Consider the following 17,244-nt stretch of genomic DNA (forward strand, 5'->3'; position numbering starts at 1 on the left):
AATGAAAAAAGTCACAAAAGATTTTATAAATATACCTTCATCTCTTACCTCTAATAATTGTAGGAGTAAAGTAATAAAATCATTATCTGAAAAAGGAAAGCATCAGTTTAGTACCCCATATTACGCCAGTAGCATTATTAAAACTAAGTTATCTCAGATATATAATAATAAATGTGCTTTTTGTGAGAATGACACTACAGCAGGAGCATCTTTACAAGTGGAACACTACAGACCAAAAGCTAAAGTTACAGAGGAGGCAAATCATCCAGGTTATTATTGGTTAGGTTATGAGTGGTCAAACCTGCTATATTCATGTTCCAAATGTAATAGATCAAAAGCAAATTTTTTCCCAATAAAATCAACTGGAACTAGAATAAATAATCCTTCAATCATATCATCAGGAGAACTTAACTTCAGCAAGCTAAGGAGTTATTATGTGGATTATTTAAATGAAGGTCCCTTAATTATTAATCCAGAAGTAACTTGTCCAAGAAAACATATTACATTTTTGCCTTCCGGAAAAATAAAGGGCAATACGGATGAGGGAAAAGAAACCATTTTGAAATGTAAATTATATAGAAACCCACTAGTAATTGCTCGTAAAAAGTTAATAAGTGATGTTTTGTTTGAACTTAAAAAAGTTGTTAATGATTTCAACAAGAATAATGTAGGTAAGGAAACTGTTCGATACGTAGTAAAAAATGAAGTTTTGAAACTTTTAAAGTTATATAATAACAATCAGTCTTTTTCGGAACTAGCGAGAACAGCCTTATTAAATTTTGAGTATTACTTTATTAGAAGGTTTGGTTTACAAAAAAATCAAGCCTTACTAAGAAAATATTTTGAAGAAATAAAGCTTAGCATATAATAAGGGGATGTAAACAAATCTTCATATTCTGATAAAGAATATTATTGTGAGTCAAGAAGAGATTCCCAAGTTGTTAATTACGAAAAATTTGATTAAATACAGGTAATATCGCATATCGCGATATGCGATAATTTTATATAATAAATTGTATATATGTATGTTATGTATTATTATTGCATATCGCGATATACGATAATTATGAAAAAAAACAATTTACACCAAATGAAACCACAAGATATCGTGGTGTTGGCAAAGTTAATTTCTTTAAACGACCCTGCGTATACACAAATAGACTTGGCGTTAAGCCTAGAGATGAGTCAATCAGAAATAAGCAGTTCTTTATCTAGATCTACATACTCAGGTCTTTTAATTAACAATGGAAAGGAAATCAATCGAAAACTATTTTTTGACTTTATAAAGTATGGATTGGCAGTCTCATTTCCACAACACCCAGGTCCTATCGTTCGAGGTACTGTAACTGCTCATAGTGCTCCTCCATTAGATTTGGAGTTCATAAGTGATGAAAAATATGTTTGGCCTTACGCCAAAGGGCAATCTAGAGGTCAAAGTATTGCTCCGCTATACCCAACCGTACCACAAGCAGTCATTCTAGATACAGATCTTCATGAATTATTGGCGCTCTTTGATGCCGTTCGTGTTGGTCGTGCTCGTGAGAAAAACAGGGCTTTAGCGATTCTAGAACAACGTTTATGCTAAAAAATACTTTGACAAATAGGTTAGCTACTATGAAAGTAGCATTGGCCTTAGGTGAATTAAACGAACAAGTAGTTTATGTAGGTGGTGCAATGGTAAGCCTTTATATAGATGATGATGCTGCAGAAGATATTCGGCCTACCAAAGATATTGACCTTACCTTTCAAATTGCGACCTATGCAAAATTGGAACAACTTCGAGAAGACTTAGTGGCAAAAGGATTTTCTCAAAGTGCGGAGGACACCGTTACCTGTAGATTTCATTACGATGATTTATTAATTGATGTAATGGCTACCGAAACCGTTGGATGGGCCCCTTCCAACCCCTGGTTTGAGAAAGGGTTCGATAAGGCCATAGCTGTAGCTTTAGAGGATATCATCATAAAAGTTTTACCACTACCCTATTTTTTGGCCACCAAAATGGAAGCTTTTTTTGACCGAGGTATCAAAGACATTTATGCAAGCCATGATTTGGAAGATTTAGTGTACTTATTTAACTACACCACTGATATTGAAACGCAAGTATTGGCATCTGATGAAGAGCTAAAATTGTATTTGTCCGAGAAACTCGAAAACCTTACAGAAAACCGTACAATCATGACAGCAATTAGAGGTAGCTTGTATTATGAACAGGCAGATGAGCGTATGGAAATAATTAAAGAAAGATTTCAAAATATTATTGATGGCATTTAACGAACTTAATAGCGTAGAACATTACATCATACACCAACTTACTGGGGTAAACTTAAATAAAGGCGATGTTCAAGAGCCTACTCCAAATTATACTCAAAATTGGGGATTTGTATTAGCCAAAGAACAACAACGAGGCGTTAATGAGGTCTTGGTAGAATCGGAACTAAAAGCCGCCTTGACAAGGCTAAATCCAGAGATTAGTAAGAATCCAGATTTAGCAGATGAAGTCATTTACAAATTAAGGGCAATTCTGTTGGCAGTAAACCAAGTAGGTTTGGTAAAGGCCAATGAAGAATTTTTCAAATGGATGACCGGTGAAAAAACTATGCCTTTTGGGGAGAACAATCGTCATGTGCCAATCCGGCTAATAGATTTTGAAAATCTTTCAAATAATCAATATACAGTTACCAACCAATTCCGTATTCATCATCGAGAAACAAAAATTCCGGATATCGTAATGCTGATTAACGGTATTCCAGTTGTAGTGGGAGAAGCAAAAACCCCAATTCGTCCTTCGGTAAGTTGGTTGGATGGTGCGCATGAAGTACATGATATTTATGAGAATGCCGTTCCACAATTATTTGTGCCTAACATACTTTCATTCGCTACAGAAGGAAAAGAACTGTATTACGGTGCTATAAGATGTCCGTTAGAATATTGGGCGCCCTGGCGGTTGGAAAATGATGAGGACGCACTATCCAAAAGACTGGGCCTGGGAGAAATTGGGAAAGAATTATCGCATTTACTAAACCCAGTTCGATTGTTGGATATTCTACGGAATTTTTCATTATTCTCTACAGATAAAAAGAAGCGCAGAATAAAGATAATTCCCCGTTTTCAACAATATGAAGGGGCCAATAAAATTGTAGAACGCGTAAAGGAAGGACGTATTAAGAAAGGGTTGATCTGGCACTTTCAAGGATCGGGAAAATCATTCTTAATGGTGTTTGCCGCGCAAAAACTAAGGCGGGATCCGGAACTCAAAAGTCCAACGGTAATCATACTCGTAGACCGTACTGATTTGGACACCCAAATATCAGGGACTTTTAATGCTGCAGATATTGCCAATGTAGAAACTACCGATAGCATCAAGGAACTACAGGGCATGTTGGAAAGAGATACTCGAAAGATTATCGTATCCATGATATTTAAGTTTCGTGATGCCAAGCCCAATATGAACACACGCGAGAACATCATAGTTCTAGTAGATGAAGCACACAGGACTCAAGAAGGTGATCTGGGGAGACAAATGCGCGCAGCCTTACCCAATGCATTCCTTTTTGGTCTTACGGGCACTCCGGTGAACAAGGCTGACAAAAATACCTTTTGGGCCTTTGGTTCAGAAGATGATACCGGCGGTTACATGTCTCGTTATACCTTCCAAGATTCTATTAGGGACGACGCAACCTTGCCGTTGCATTTTGAACCTAGATTGTTAGATGTGCATGTTGACAAGGAAAACATAGATAAGGCATTCAAGGAGTTTAAAGAAAGTACGGCCCTAACTGATGAGGAGGCGGATGCTTTGAACAAGAAATCGGCAAAAATGGCGGCCTTTTTAAAATCGCCTGAACGTGTTTCCAAAATAGTAGCCGATATCGCAATCCATTTTAAAGAAAAGGTCAATCCGCATGGTTTTAAAGCAATGATTGTAACCCCGGACCGTTATGCCTGCGTTCAATACAAGGAAGAATTGGACAACTATTTTTCAACGGAAGCCAGTAGGGTGGTTATTTCCACTTCTGCCAATGATGCATTAGAATTCAAGCAGAAGTGGGGAATGGACAAGGGCCAACAAGAAAAAATGGTGGATGAATTCAATGACCCACAATCCGATTTAAAGTTTATTATAGTTACCGCCAAACTACTTACGGGATTCGATGCTCCGATCTTACAGACCATGTATTTAGACAAATCTTTAAAAGACCATACGCTTTTACAAGCCATTTGTCGTACTAATCGTCTATTTCCCAGCAAGTCATTTGGTAGAATTGTAGATTATTTCGGAGTATTTGATGATGCGGCCAAAGCACTGCAATTTGATGAAGAAAGTGTGAAAACAGTTATAACCAATTTATCAAATTTAAGGGAAAAACTACCTAAGGCCATGCTTGAAGCGCTTAGCCATTTTAAAGAAACTGATAGAACCCTATCTGGTTTTGAAGGTTTGGAAGCAGCTCAGAATGCGATTAACACCGATGAAAAGAAAGATGCCTTTGCCAAAGATTATAAGTACCTGTCCAAACTTTGGGAATCCTTATCTCCAGATAATATACTGGATATTTATAATGAAGATTACAAATGGCTTTCCCAAGTTTTCGAATCTGTAAGACCAGCAAGTGATAATCTAGGAAAACTACTTTGGTTTTCTCTTGGAGCGCAAACTACCAAATTGATACACGAAAACATTCACGTTGGCAACGTACACCAATTAGATGAGTTTATTTTGGATGCCGATGTAATAGAGGGAATATTCAATAATCCAGACCCTAAGAATGCAAAAAAGCTGGAAAAAATTTTAGTAAAGAGATTTAAAAAGCATGCTGGCAACCCAAAATTCAAAAAGTTGAGTGAGCGCTTGGAAGAATTGCGGGATAAAGCGGAACAAGGTTTAATAAGTTCCATTGAGTTTGTCAAAGAACTCTGTAAACTGGCCAAGGAAACGGTCCAAGCAGAAAAAGAATTGGCAGACCTCGTTCAGGAAAAAACACCCCAAGCTGCATTGACCGAATTGTTTCTGGAATTAAAAACAGATAAGACGCCTGCCGTTGTCGAAAGAATTGTCACTGATATTGATACCATTGTTCGAATGGTAAGCTTTCCTGGTTGGCAACAATCCAATCAGGGGGAACGTGAAGTACAAAGCTCACTCAGAAAGATTCTTTGGGCCAAATATAAAATCAAGGACCAGACATTATTTGATAGGGCCTATGCCTATATTAAGGAGTATTATTAAGAATTTTGGAACAACACGATTCTAAAGTAAAAACAATTTATGTATGTTATAACCGCTGTACGAAAAGGGGCATGCCTTCATTCTAACAAGTAACAATATTATGTTTGAAAAAGTCAATAAGAATCACATCATAAAAGGAATTCTCGATTACAATGAAAGAGGCCTACCCAATGGCTTTGGCCCATCATCTACATACGACTTAATTTATGAAGGGGATACTTTTCCACCAAAAGCTATTATGGCTTATGCCAACTTTCACGCCGTCGGCAGGAAAATTGAGCGTTATTTTGCAGGGGGAGTCGATACAGACTGCTTTAAGGCATTTAAAAAAAATGGTTTTGACATAGTTCCTAAAAATCTAGCAGTGCAAAAATTGAATATGAAACAAGAATTCGCTAAATGGTTACTTAAAAAAGCCCCCATATCATATAAATCATATTTAGGTAAAACTGTTGATTCGGTAATCTCAAGGTTAGATGAAATAAATGAATTTTTTCCAGAGAGAGATCTGTTTTTAGTCGATGCGGAAAATTACAAGGGATTGATCAATTATATAAAATCTAAAAACGCTAAAAAAGAACGCTTAAAGAACAAAGGTTTTTACGATTATGATAGAAAGCATAGTAAAGGTATTCCCATTGCTATTTTAGGAAAGGAAAATTATTTCAAGTTTTTAGAAGGGTTTGATTTTGAAAGTGGTGTTTACAATATGGATTTAAAAAAAGCATTACAACCCTACATAAAAAAATATAAAGAATTAATTACGAGCTCAGGGGAGTACGATGAAATATACAAATGGGAGGCCATACAAAACTTTCAAAAGCATTGGAATCCAGAAGCGGATGATTTTGTGGCGATGTTGGAAGCTTCTTTTCCGGGAAATGAAAATTTGTGGGCCGGAAGTCATTTCCTGCCAATAAATACCCTTAAAGAATTTGCCTTGATCAATCAGAACGCAGTGGTTGGAGCCTTAAAGAACTTGCTAGATGAAGACAAGGACATAGAACAGCGAATTCCAGAGTATATTTCGGTGATGGACCGTTTACTCGTTGACTATAACAAGTCATCGGGAAGGGATGATAAGATGCATTACCAAGATGCAAGAGCTATAAGTATATTGCTTGGTTTTAAGTACCCTGCTAAATATTCCTTGTTCAAACACAGTGTACTTAAAAGGTTTTGTGAAGAATTCGAACTAGAGCCCCCAAAGGCCGGGCAAGTAGTAAAACAAATATTGATTAACAATAGTATTAACCAACAAGTAAAGCAAATTATATCCAGCGACCAAGAATTAATTAAACTTCATCAAAATAGATTAACAGCCGATTCTTATAGGGAAGATGATAATAACATCTTGACTCAAGATTTTATTTATTCAATTTTCGCTTACGCATCGAAAGAGCCAAGCTATTGGTTATATGCGCCAGGAGAAAATTCGAAGGAATGGGAAAATTTTTATGCCAATAAAATGATGGCATTGGGCTGGGATGACCTAGGAGATTTGACAAAATACAGTTCAAAGAAAGAAATGGTCAAGGCTCTCCAAAATTTGTTCCAGACAGATAGTTCAAAAAAGAATGATGCTACAGCAAACTACGAGTTTATGTCCGAAATGAATATTGGAGACATTGTATTTGTTAAAAAGGGAACCTCGAAGCTTTTAGGTTACGGAGAAATCGCATCAGATTATTATTACGAAGAAAATGACGAGAATTACAAAAGTCGTCGAAAAGTAAATTGGAAAAAGAAAGGAAGTTGGGATACCGGAGAATTGAATTTAGTATTGAAAACGCTTACAAATGTTACCAACTATAAATCAGAACACCCTGATTACGATAACTATTATGAACGCTTATTCGGTATTATGGAAAACAAAGACGTTACAAAGGCAATGGACTTTCCGCTTAATCAAATTTTATATGGTCCCCCAGGTACTGGTAAGACCTATAAAACAATAAATAGATCATTGGAACTTTTAGGTGAGTCGGTTGATTACCTTGAACGAGCAGATGTCAAAAACTTGTTCGAAAACAAAGTTAATGAAGGCCGAATTATTTTTACCACGTTTCATCAGAGCATGGCCTATGAGGACTTTATCGAAGGCATTAAACCAGTTGTCCCTGAAAAAGAAGGAGATCCCGTTGTTTATCGTATTGAGGAAGGTATTTTCGCTAGATTATGCATCAATGCCTCTTTCGCAATGGTAAAACAAAACGAATCGCAAGAAATTGAAAACGTACTTGATTTTTCGCTGGCCTTTGACAATTTTGTTCAAGAACTGGAAGAAAAATTGGCTACCCAGGAAATCGTTGAATTGGATACAAAAACTGGCGGCAAAGTGATTGTCGATAGTATTTCCCAAAACGGGAATATTATTGTGAAGCATCACGGTGGCTCTAGAACATATACAGTTTCCAAAGACAGAGCCTCTAAACTACAAAAAGCCATTACCGATTTAAACGAGCTTAACAATATTAACGACCAGTTCAGATCAATAATTGGAGGTAGCAATTCTACTACCTTTTGGGCGGTTCTAAATGCAATTCGAAATAAGAAACAACTTTCTAAATCGCCAAAAAATGAGGAAAGGAACTACACCTTCGAAGAAAAAATAGAGGTGGTAAGGGCCCTCAAGAATCAAGATTACAAGGATAGAAACGGAGAATCCTTTGTTATGATTATCGATGAAATAAACCGAGGCAATGTCTCACAAATTTTCGGTGAACTAATTACCCTCTTAGAAACTGACAAACGTTTAGGAAAACCGGAAGCACTCCAAGTACAACTGCCATATAGCAAACTACCGTTCGGTGTACCCCCGAACATTCATATTATCGGCACCATGAACACGGCCGATAGAAGTGTTGAAGCCCTTGATACCGCTTTAAGAAGACGATTTGTGTTCGAGGAGGTACTGCCGAAACCAGGTTTATTGGAGCATATAAGCTATGATGGTTTCAATTTAATGCAAGTATTGGAAACGATAAACGCTCGCATAGAAGCTCTATTGGATAGAGATCATACCATTGGCCATTCATACTTTATAAAATTAAAGAGTGGCGATACGAAAGCGCTTGCAAATGTTTTTAAAAACAATATTATTCCCTTGTTGCAAGAGTACTTTTATAACGACTATGAAAAAATTGCATTGGTTTTGGGTGAGGGTTTTGTCGAGGTAAAAGACTCTAAAAAAGTTGAGTTCGCACAATTCAAAAATATAGAAGTACCCGAGACAGATATAATCTACAATCTCATTTCTCCAATTGTTGATATAGAAAAAGCAATAAAATTGTTACTTGGCATTTCAAATGAGTAAGCGCAATTGCATATTGCAAGTTTTTGAGCATAGCACACTATACTATGGTCGTCAGTATAATGACGTTAAGTTTGAGGAAAAACACTTTAACGCCCTAGCGAAGCTGAATCAACTTCATAACAATCAATATTTCACCTTACTGCATAGAGGAATTAAATTCTCTCAATATGTCGGCGTCATTAAGTTAGACGGATTGACAATCGAGATTTTACCAAAAATAGACGGAGGTTCTTCGGATGAAGAATTATGGCAAAAAGTATTGATTAATATGCTACGTGCTACAAAGCGATTAAAAGTCAATAAAGTGGGCCAGGCCAATGTGAATAAACAGCAAATTCATTTGTTGGACATTTATTTCGAATGGTTTCTAAACGAGATACAGTTATTGGTTCGACAAGGTTTAATAAAACAATATCGTACCAAAATAGGTAATGTCAAGGCCTTAAAAGGCAAATTGGAGTTTGCAGCCCATATAAACCAAAATCTGATCCACAAAGAACGTTTCCATACCTCACATCAGATTTACGATCATGACCATCAAATCCATCAAATTTTATCCTTGGCAATGGATATTATCGGTCAGTTTTCAGCGGGAACGTACCTCTATTCAAAATGTAAACGGGTTCAGGCCGATTTTCCAGCAGTTTCCCAGGTTACTGTGAATGCCAATACTTTTAAGAAGCTGACCGTCAACAGAAAGACCCAACCGTACAAAACGGCCCTGGAAATTGCACGCCTCATTATATTGAATTTTGCCCCGAACATATCCAGTGGAAAGGAAAAGATGCTCGCCTTGCTTTTTGACATGAATGATTTATGGGAAGAGTATGTTTTATCAAAGCTCAAAACTGTCCACATGGAAGGCTTGTTAGTCAAAGGCCAGGAATCAAAATCCTTTTGGAACGGCATAAAAATCAGACCTGATATCGTAATACGGAAATCGGACAAAACATATGTTATTGATACAAAATGGAAAAATATAGGAGTCGGTAAACCGTCTGCCAATGATTTGCGCCAAATGTTCGTTTACAATAGATATTGGAATTCCTACCGAGCACTATTACTTTATCCTTCACTTTGGACAAGAAAACCGGAATTTATTCCTTTTGAAGGAGATGAAGACCAACAATGTGCTATCGGCAAATTAAATGTTTTGGATGATGGGATTTTAAAGGATAATTGTGGCGTAGAGATTTTGGAATGGTTTTTTTTATCTAGCTATTAAAATTTATAGTTGAAAAATTCTAATTTTAAGCTGTCCGGTTTGCCGGAAGGAAGTCAACTAATCTTACAAAGGATTATTATAAGCCTTTAAAAATCAACCCTATCGTACAAAGCATGAAAAGTCTTACTGATGTATCCTCTTTGATTTTTTTTCCTTCGACGGACCAGAGCTGCCCAGATGGATTTAAAGTAATAAGAGATAAACAATTAGAATTTCTATTTCAGGATAATGGTTCCGATAAGACAATTATCTGCTTTCATGGAAATGGTGAATCCGCATATGAGTTTTGGAATGCGTATAAAAATTTGTTTGAAATAATCAAGTCTAATTATATAATATATGAATATAGAGGCTTTGGAACTAGACAGGGCAATCAAGATTTAATCAATTTACTTGAAGATCTCCAATATTTTCAAGAAATAGACATTCTCAAAAACCAAAAGACAATAGTGTTCGGTAGGTCTTTTGGGTCATTACCCGCCATAGAGCTTGCAAGCAAAATTCAGGCGAAAACAATGATAATTGAGAATGGAATCCTTGATACTGTTGCATGGATAAAAAGAGTCATTGTAGAAGATCAAATGATTCACGGTGGACATAGTTTTATAAATACAAATGAACTAACCCTTGGTTTAAATGAATTCTATAACAATGAAGCTAAGCTTAATAGTTTTGCCGGGCAAATATTGTTATTTTACAATACGGACGCTAGATTCCCTAATTCAGCCAAACAATTCAACATACTCAATAATAGATACAATGGAGAAAAGACAAGGTATCACCTTTTGAAGTATGGAGACCATAACTGCATCCTGGATGCTAATTTTACAGAATATTCTTCAATCTTTAAAAAAGTAATCTTAGGATAAATGGAAATAGACTATAATTTAATTATTGGAGCCATAGCCGTTATAATTAGTTTAATTGCTTTATTGTACACAAAATCGTCAATAAAACTACAGAAACTACACAACGAGAAATCGCTCAAGCCTCTACCGATGATTGAAACTGGAGATTATGAAATAGATATTTATATAAAATTTATAAATAAGGGAAATGGTCCACTTATAATTAACTCTATTGAATTTATATCGGGTAATAAAAAATCAGAGTCGATTGTAAATCTCATGAATGATGATCTCAAATTTGAATACTGGAACACTTTCTATGTCCGAAACAATAAGGAAATTCTTCAATCGACTGATGAGATTACTTTGTTGCAAAAAAAACTTAAATCAGGAGTTAGTGCTAGTGAGAAGGAATTTTTATTTAATCTCCGTACTTTTTTATCGCAAGTGAGTGTCATAGTCGAATTTGAAGATATTTACAATAACAAATCCATTTTTAAAGAGTCCTTGAATAGGTTTTCAAGAAGGCTAAAAGACAAAACAGCAATCTCAAGAGTAGATGAAGTTGGCATTAGAGAGAAATGATAACAAATGACAACTACGGAAGGGGGACTTTGAATTAAACAATCTTACACACTGTAGGAGATAGTCCCTAAGTTGGTACTGCGAACTGCTACTTTTTTTCCATATTAAACAAAACATTAGTAACACTTTTCCATTCATTCCCCTTATTAACCGAAATAGAGTTTTCATAGACAACATTTCGATAATATTTATTGTAATTCGGCACGTCCCAAACGAACTGAATTGCCGAGTCGTTGTTAATACTAAATTCACTAGTAACTATTGCAGAAGTGCCGTTGGTCTCATTCCAAATATAAATCGTGCTATTCTTATCGTTTATTTTCCTTCCGGATAATCGATCCAATTTATATTTCTTTGAAATATCTGATTGGCAAAACTCACCCATATCGGTGGCTATCGAGGATATGGACATATAGCCAATAGCAATACAACTTTGTTTTTGCCAAATAATTCGATTTGTGGTTTTGTAGCCACTATTCCTAAAAGTTGATGTTTTCGAATGCACTCCCTCAACTTCATCATTAATATAATCCGTTTGTCCATTCTTTTTGGTCACATAGGTTAATGATTTTTGCTCATAGCTAAATTCGGTACAGGGCTTTAAAGAAAAGCCCTTAGACAATTCTATTTCAGACAATGCCCGGCCGTCTATAAAAAAATCGACTTCAGTCAACCTTTCATCACCATGCCAACCTCCTGTAAAGTCTATTGCGTCTAAAGTTTTATAAACGAATTCCGATTCCCCAGTGGCCAGTGCTTCCAGACCAGTTAAACGCATCCCTCGACCATCAAACTCATATATACTGGCTTTTTGAAGTCGATATTGATTAGTATTAATCAATAGTGAGGTGTCTACTTCATGAGAAATCTCGAAACCATAATAGTAAATAGGGTTCACCTCATCCCTGACATAAACTATGAATTTTTCATGTCCTTTAAAACCATTCTTTTGATAGGTCACGAAACATTTTTCCTTAGTACTCCCCATCAAAGAAATACTAACTAGGCCTAAAATAATTAAGACTGCTTTAATCATATATGAGCATTTTATTTAGCTTCAATAGGATAGCAAATGTCAGCGTGTCCAAAGCAATTCATTACAATTCAAACAAAATCAGAATTTTTCATGATATGAAAGTTTATTCATAGATCAAATATTTCTTGCGTACATTCTTGAATTCGTCTAACCCACTTTTCCAAGTTGCTTTAATTTCTGCGAGAGTTTTTCCCTGCTCAATTTGTTCTCTTAGCTTTTCTGAACCGGCCAACCTGTCAAAATGCTTATATCGTTTAAAGAAGTTTTCCTTGTTGGTCGTTAAGTTATAGGCATCTAAAAGCCATGAAAAGTTCAAGCTATCCAAGTCTTGTGTTTTTGACAAATCAAGTCCATAACATTCTTCCCCTAAATGCTTAGGAGTTTTGGCTCCGAAATTGGGTTCAGGCACAAAAGTGTGGTCATATGAAGCTTGAGGAAGAAATGGTGAGCCAAAAATTTGAAACTGCTTCTCTGTCCCCCTACCACTGTTGACATCAGTACCTTCAAACAAACATAAACTGGGATATAAGTTTATGGATTTATCATTTGGCAAGTTCGGAGAGGGTCTCAAAGGAAGGCTATAAGCAGTATTATGGGTGTAATTTTCCAAAGGCACAACCGTTAAATCACATTGTACCCCATTTTTAAGCCACTTCTCACCATTAATCATTTTTGCATACTCCCCGATGGTCATTCCATAAACAATAGGTACAGGGTGTAAACTGACAAAACTTTCATTCCCATTTTCCACCATTGGTCCATCAATATAATGGCCATTGGGATTAGGCCTATCCAAAACAATAACAGGTATATCATTTTCTGCGCAGGCTTCCATAACATAATGCATTGTCGATAAATAGGTATAAAAACGCGCCCCGACATCTTGTATATCAAAAACAACTATGTCAATACCGTCTAACTGATCTGCAGACGGCTTATAATTGCTACCATAAAGAGAAACCACTGATATATTCGTTTGACTGTCCTTTGAATCCTTAATTTTTTCCCCGGCATCGGCATCACCTCTAAAACCATGTTCTGGAGCAAAAACCTTGGATATATTAATACCACTTGACATAAGCGAATCAACGAGATGTGTATAGCGCTCTCCTCCGTTACCAGTTTTAAATATTACTGATGTATTATTCCCTACTACAGCTACGTTTTTATTTCTTAAAAGCTCTAAATATTCTTCGGTTTGATTTGCACCGACTACAATACCCTTCTCCTCGACAATTGTTTCTTTTTTAGAGGTTTTGGACCCTTGTCCGCAACTCAATATCGAAACAAATAATAACAGCATACAAGGTGCTGCAAACATGGTCAATTTGATAGTCTTCTTCATATTTATTTATTTTTAGACGAATAGTGTATTTATATAATTTTTCTTTAAAATCTCAATAAATGAAGTTCGTAATTATAAAAACTAATCCCTACTCTTCAGGATTAAGCTTATGTTCCTCTAATATCTTTCTAACACTTTTGTGTTTCTCCAATAGTATCAATGCAATTTTTTCATCGATGTTCAATTCGTCCACAAGCATTTTAACTCCACGATTAACCAGTTTCTTATTAGATAATTGCATATCTACCATTTTATTCCCCATCACCCTGCCCAACTTTATCATCACGGCCGTTGAAATCATATTCAAAACCAATTTTTGCGCCGTACCTGCCTTCATTCTAGTACTACCGGTAACAAACTCAGGACCTACTATTAATTCTATTGGATAATCCGCTTCGAAAGATAATGGACTGCCTTCGTTACAGGATATACTTCCTGTGATTACATTATTTCTCTTTGCTTCTTTTAAACCGCCAATTACATAGGGAGTTGTCCCGGAAGCGGCAATGCCTAACAACACATCTTTATGGTTAATATCAAATTCTTCTAAGTCCTTCCAAGCCTGATTCACATCGTCCTCTGCATTTTCAACAGCCTTTCTTAATGCTTTATCACCCCCGGCAATCAATCCTATTATCCAATTATCGGAAACTCCAAAAGTAGGAGGGCATTCAGAAGCATCTAACACGCCTAACCTACCACTTGTACCTGCCCCAATATAAAATAACCTACCACCATCCTGCATTTTTACAACAGCAGTACTCACGAATTCATCTATCTGGGGTATTGCTTTTTCTATCGCTAGCGGAACAGATTTGTCCTCCTTATTAATGTTATTTAATAATTCTCGGATACTCATTTTTTCGAGGTTGTCATATTTGGAAGGTTGTTCCGTTATAAGTTTCACTTTGTGCATCTTTTCATTTCTTTTTAATAATTAACAGTCCCATTATCGTTAGTAAACCATTCACGGCAATATTTATAAATCCAAAATCAAAACCCCAGTTATTTGTCAATAACATACTTAATAAATAGGTTGCTATCGGGGCCATCACGCAAATTAACGGCACCCATTTATCCCAGATTACAATTTTGGTAAACATTCCGAATAAGTAAAGTCCTAAAAGCGGACCATAAGTATAACCTGCTACTTTGAATATGAGCGAAATCACATCTCCCCTACTGTTTGAAAACAACATGATGATGACAAAAATCACACCTGAAAAACCTACTAGGACCCAATTTTTTAATTTTCTTTTCTCTTTACTAGATTTATGCGAAATATCAAGGAAATCATACGTAAACGATGTAGTAAGGGCGGTCAATGCAGAATCTACGCTTGAAAAGGAAGCGGCTATTATACCTAATAAAAAAAACATTCCAGCAATTAGGCCAAGATGGTTCAATGCTAAATCAGGAAATAATGTATCCGTGTCCAAAAATTGACCCTTATCACCGATGGGCAGAGAAATTCCTTTATTCTCAGCATAGAGATATAACAAAACTCCCAAACCCATGAAAAGAAACTGCGTAACGGCCAAGATCAAACTATAGGTCAGTGTATTCTTTTGCGCATCCCATTTGTTTTTACAGGTTAGCGTTTTTTGCATCATATTTTGATCTAAACCGATCATAGCGATGGCTACGAGAATACCAGCAATAAACTGTTTGTAAAAATTATTGCTTGACTTGCCATCCCAATTGAAGATTTCAAAGTATTTGTGATTTACTATTTCTTGAACTGACTGACCGACAGAGAGATTCAATGAAGACATTATGGTATAAATCGTAATAACAGCTCCCAGAATCAGAAAAGTAGTTTGCATGGTATCTGTCCATACAATCGTTTTTATACCCGATTTGTTGGTATATAACCACACCAATAATAAGATGATAATAACTGTTAAGAAAAAAGGAATATTAAATTTATCGAAAAGAGCAAATTGAAGAATTTTAGCTGCCAACAATAATCGTAATGCAGCACCAAAAGATTGGGATACTAAAAAAAACAACGAACCTGTTTTGTAAGTTTTGTTTCCAAACCTTTCTTGGAGATAAGAATAGACCGACACTAATCTTAATCGATAATAAAGTGGTATCAAAACAAATGTAATGAACAGGTAACCGACTACATTACCTAGAATAAATTGATAAAAATAGAAATTGTTATTCCCCACCATACCAGGTAGTGAAACGAATGTAACACCAGACAGGCCGGCTCCAACCATACCGAATGCCACCAAAAACCAAGGAGATTGTCGATCTCCTGTAAAATAGGTTTCATCACTTCTACCCTTTGACGTAAAATAGGATATCGTCATTAGCAAAACGAAGTAAATCACAATGGCAGAAAGCACTAATATTGGATTCAAACGACTATTTTTTATTAATTATAATTACTAGTAAATTTTTATGGAATCGAGCTGATTTTTGTATCCCTCTAAATTTTCAAAAGAATCAAGCATTTCTATAGCGTCATTCTCTTGCACCCAGTTTCTTAATTTGTCAGATCCGTTGATAATATCTATTGGCTCATTCTTGTGATTGTACTCATAAGGTGGTTTTAACCATTCGAAATCATCTTTTAAATGATGAAACAGCTCTCTCAGAAGCAGTTGACCAACTCGCCAAGGTTTTATTTTCTTCTTATCAGTTACATGTATTTGAAACCCACCACACACAACATCCTTATATTTATGGAATGTTGGAAGGAATGTGATAGGCCTAAAAACAAACCCCTCGAGACGACTTCTCTTGACAGCTTCCTTTAAATGATTATTATAAAAACCGAAGGGTTCAATGTTCGGATGCCCTATTATTTCCAAAGGCTGCGTAGTACCCCTACCTTCACTTAAGTTAGTTCCTTCAAAAAGAACTGCTCCTGGAAAGGTAAAAGCACTTTCAGCTCTTGAAAGGTTGGGAGAAGGTAATAGCCATGGCAAGTATGTATCCACAAAAGTCATTTCCCTTTCCCATCCATTCATTTTGATGATTTTTAAATCAACTTTTTCCCTGGCCCAATATTTTTGATGCATTAGGGCAACCTCACCAATTGTCATACCATGTCTGACCGGTATGGGATGCCTGCCTATAAATGACTCAAAATCAAGTTCAAGAATATTTCCCTCAATATCTACCCCATTTATAGGGTTTGGACGATCCAACACCAATATCTCAATATCCTTATCATTACATTTTTCAAGTAAAAGTGTAAGTGTATATATGTATGTATACATTCTACAACCGACGTCTTGAAGGTCTATAAAGAGATGGTCTATATCTTCAAGCATTTCATCCGTAGGCACCCGCGTCTCAGAGTAAAGAGAGTATACCGGGATTTTAAAATAAGGATGTATTGCGTGGTCCGTCTCAATCATATTGTCCTGCGCATCAGTTGAAAAACCATGTTGCGGACCAAAAATTTTTATGAACCTGGCACCGAATACTTCTTTGAATATAAAGGTAGCATGCTTACAATTGGAATCAACAGAAGCATTGTGACATAATAATGCCACATTCCCTTTAAAACGGGAATATTCCCCTTTCAAAACTTCAAGACCGGTAATTACCTTTTTCATCTGTATAATTTTAGGTAGAAGTAATGCATGCAATAAAAAGCTTCCTATAGTTCACGAGCACTCTTCTCTCAAACCTGTCAT

Annotated in this window: 13 protein-coding genes; 8 read left to right on the forward strand and 5 right to left on the reverse strand. The window is 36.0% G+C overall.

Annotated features, from left to right (window positions below; genetic code table 11):
• Window position 1: 1 nt before the first annotated feature.
• From BLS33_RS18970 to BLS33_RS19005, 8 genes are all read left to right on the forward strand, one after another.
• The gene (locus tag BLS33_RS18970) at window positions 2-868 is read left to right on the forward strand and encodes an HNH endonuclease family protein (RefSeq protein ID WP_089893401.1); all 867 of its coding nucleotides are present in this window, start codon (window positions 2-4) and stop codon (window positions 866-868) included.
• Between the two features lie 198 nt (window positions 869-1,066).
• Window positions 1,067-1,585, forward strand: coding sequence for a hypothetical protein (locus BLS33_RS18975; protein WP_245731554.1), 519 nt, complete (start codon window positions 1,067-1,069; stop codon window positions 1,583-1,585).
• Between the two features lie 29 nt (window positions 1,586-1,614).
• Window positions 1,615-2,274, forward strand: a complete 660-nt coding sequence (locus BLS33_RS18980) for a nucleotidyl transferase AbiEii/AbiGii toxin family protein (RefSeq protein WP_245731556.1) — start codon at window positions 1,615-1,617, stop codon at window positions 2,272-2,274.
• A complete protein-coding gene (locus tag BLS33_RS18985; protein WP_089893405.1) occupies window positions 2,264-5,230 on the forward strand; it encodes a type I restriction endonuclease subunit R in 2,967 nt (988 codons plus the stop codon). The genes BLS33_RS18980 and BLS33_RS18985 overlap by 11 nt, the downstream gene beginning before the upstream one ends.
• 100 nt (window positions 5,231-5,330) lie before the next feature.
• The gene (locus BLS33_RS18990) at window positions 5,331-8,546 is read left to right on the forward strand and encodes an AAA family ATPase (protein WP_089893409.1); all 3,216 of its coding nucleotides are present in this window, start codon (window positions 5,331-5,333) and stop codon (window positions 8,544-8,546) included.
• Entirely contained in the window at window positions 8,539-9,771 is a 1,233-nt protein-coding gene (locus tag BLS33_RS18995; protein WP_089893411.1) for an McrC family protein, read from the forward strand. The genes BLS33_RS18990 and BLS33_RS18995 overlap by 8 nt, the downstream gene beginning before the upstream one ends.
• A 113-nt stretch (window positions 9,772-9,884) precedes the next feature.
• On the forward strand, window positions 9,885-10,640 hold the full coding sequence (locus tag BLS33_RS19000) for an alpha/beta fold hydrolase (protein ID WP_089893414.1): 756 nt from the start codon (window positions 9,885-9,887) through the stop codon (window positions 10,638-10,640).
• Window positions 10,641-11,204 carry a hypothetical protein gene (locus tag BLS33_RS19005; protein ID WP_089893417.1) on the forward strand — a complete coding sequence of 188 codons (564 nt, stop codon included), beginning with the start codon at window positions 10,641-10,643 and terminating at the stop codon, window positions 11,202-11,204. It begins immediately after the preceding gene.
• Window positions 11,205-11,292: 88 nt separating this feature from the next.
• Here BLS33_RS19005 and BLS33_RS19010 read toward each other — a convergent pair whose 3' ends face one another.
• From BLS33_RS19010 to BLS33_RS19030, 5 genes are all read right to left on the reverse strand, one after another.
• The gene (locus BLS33_RS19010; protein ID WP_089893420.1) at window positions 11,293-12,240 is read right to left on the reverse strand and encodes a hypothetical protein; all 948 of its coding nucleotides are present in this window, start codon (window positions 12,238-12,240) and stop codon (window positions 11,293-11,295) included.
• A gap of 103 nt (window positions 12,241-12,343) precedes the next feature.
• Window positions 12,344-13,585 carry an exo-beta-N-acetylmuramidase NamZ family protein gene (locus BLS33_RS19015; RefSeq protein ID WP_089893423.1) on the reverse strand — a complete coding sequence of 414 codons (1,242 nt, stop codon included), beginning with the start codon at window positions 13,583-13,585 and terminating at the stop codon, window positions 12,344-12,346.
• Between the two features lie 88 nt (window positions 13,586-13,673).
• Window positions 13,674-14,501: an N-acetylmuramic acid 6-phosphate etherase gene (gene murQ, locus BLS33_RS19020; RefSeq protein WP_089893427.1), complete on the reverse strand. Its 828-nt coding sequence runs from the start codon at window positions 14,499-14,501 to the stop codon at window positions 13,674-13,676.
• 4 nt (window positions 14,502-14,505) lie between these two features.
• Window positions 14,506-15,957 carry a sodium:solute symporter gene (locus tag BLS33_RS19025; RefSeq protein ID WP_089893430.1) on the reverse strand — a complete coding sequence of 484 codons (1,452 nt, stop codon included), beginning with the start codon at window positions 15,955-15,957 and terminating at the stop codon, window positions 14,506-14,508.
• A 27-nt stretch (window positions 15,958-15,984) separates the two neighbouring features.
• Window positions 15,985-17,163 (reverse strand): exo-beta-N-acetylmuramidase NamZ family protein, encoded by a 1,179-nt coding sequence (locus BLS33_RS19030; RefSeq protein ID WP_089893432.1) that lies wholly within the window; start codon window positions 17,161-17,163, stop codon window positions 15,985-15,987.
• Window positions 17,164-17,244: the final 81 nt, after the last annotated feature.

It is taken from the genome of Kriegella aquimaris, assembly GCF_900103215.1.
GTDB classification, from domain to species: Bacteria; Bacteroidota; Bacteroidia; order Flavobacteriales; family Flavobacteriaceae; genus Kriegella; species Kriegella aquimaris.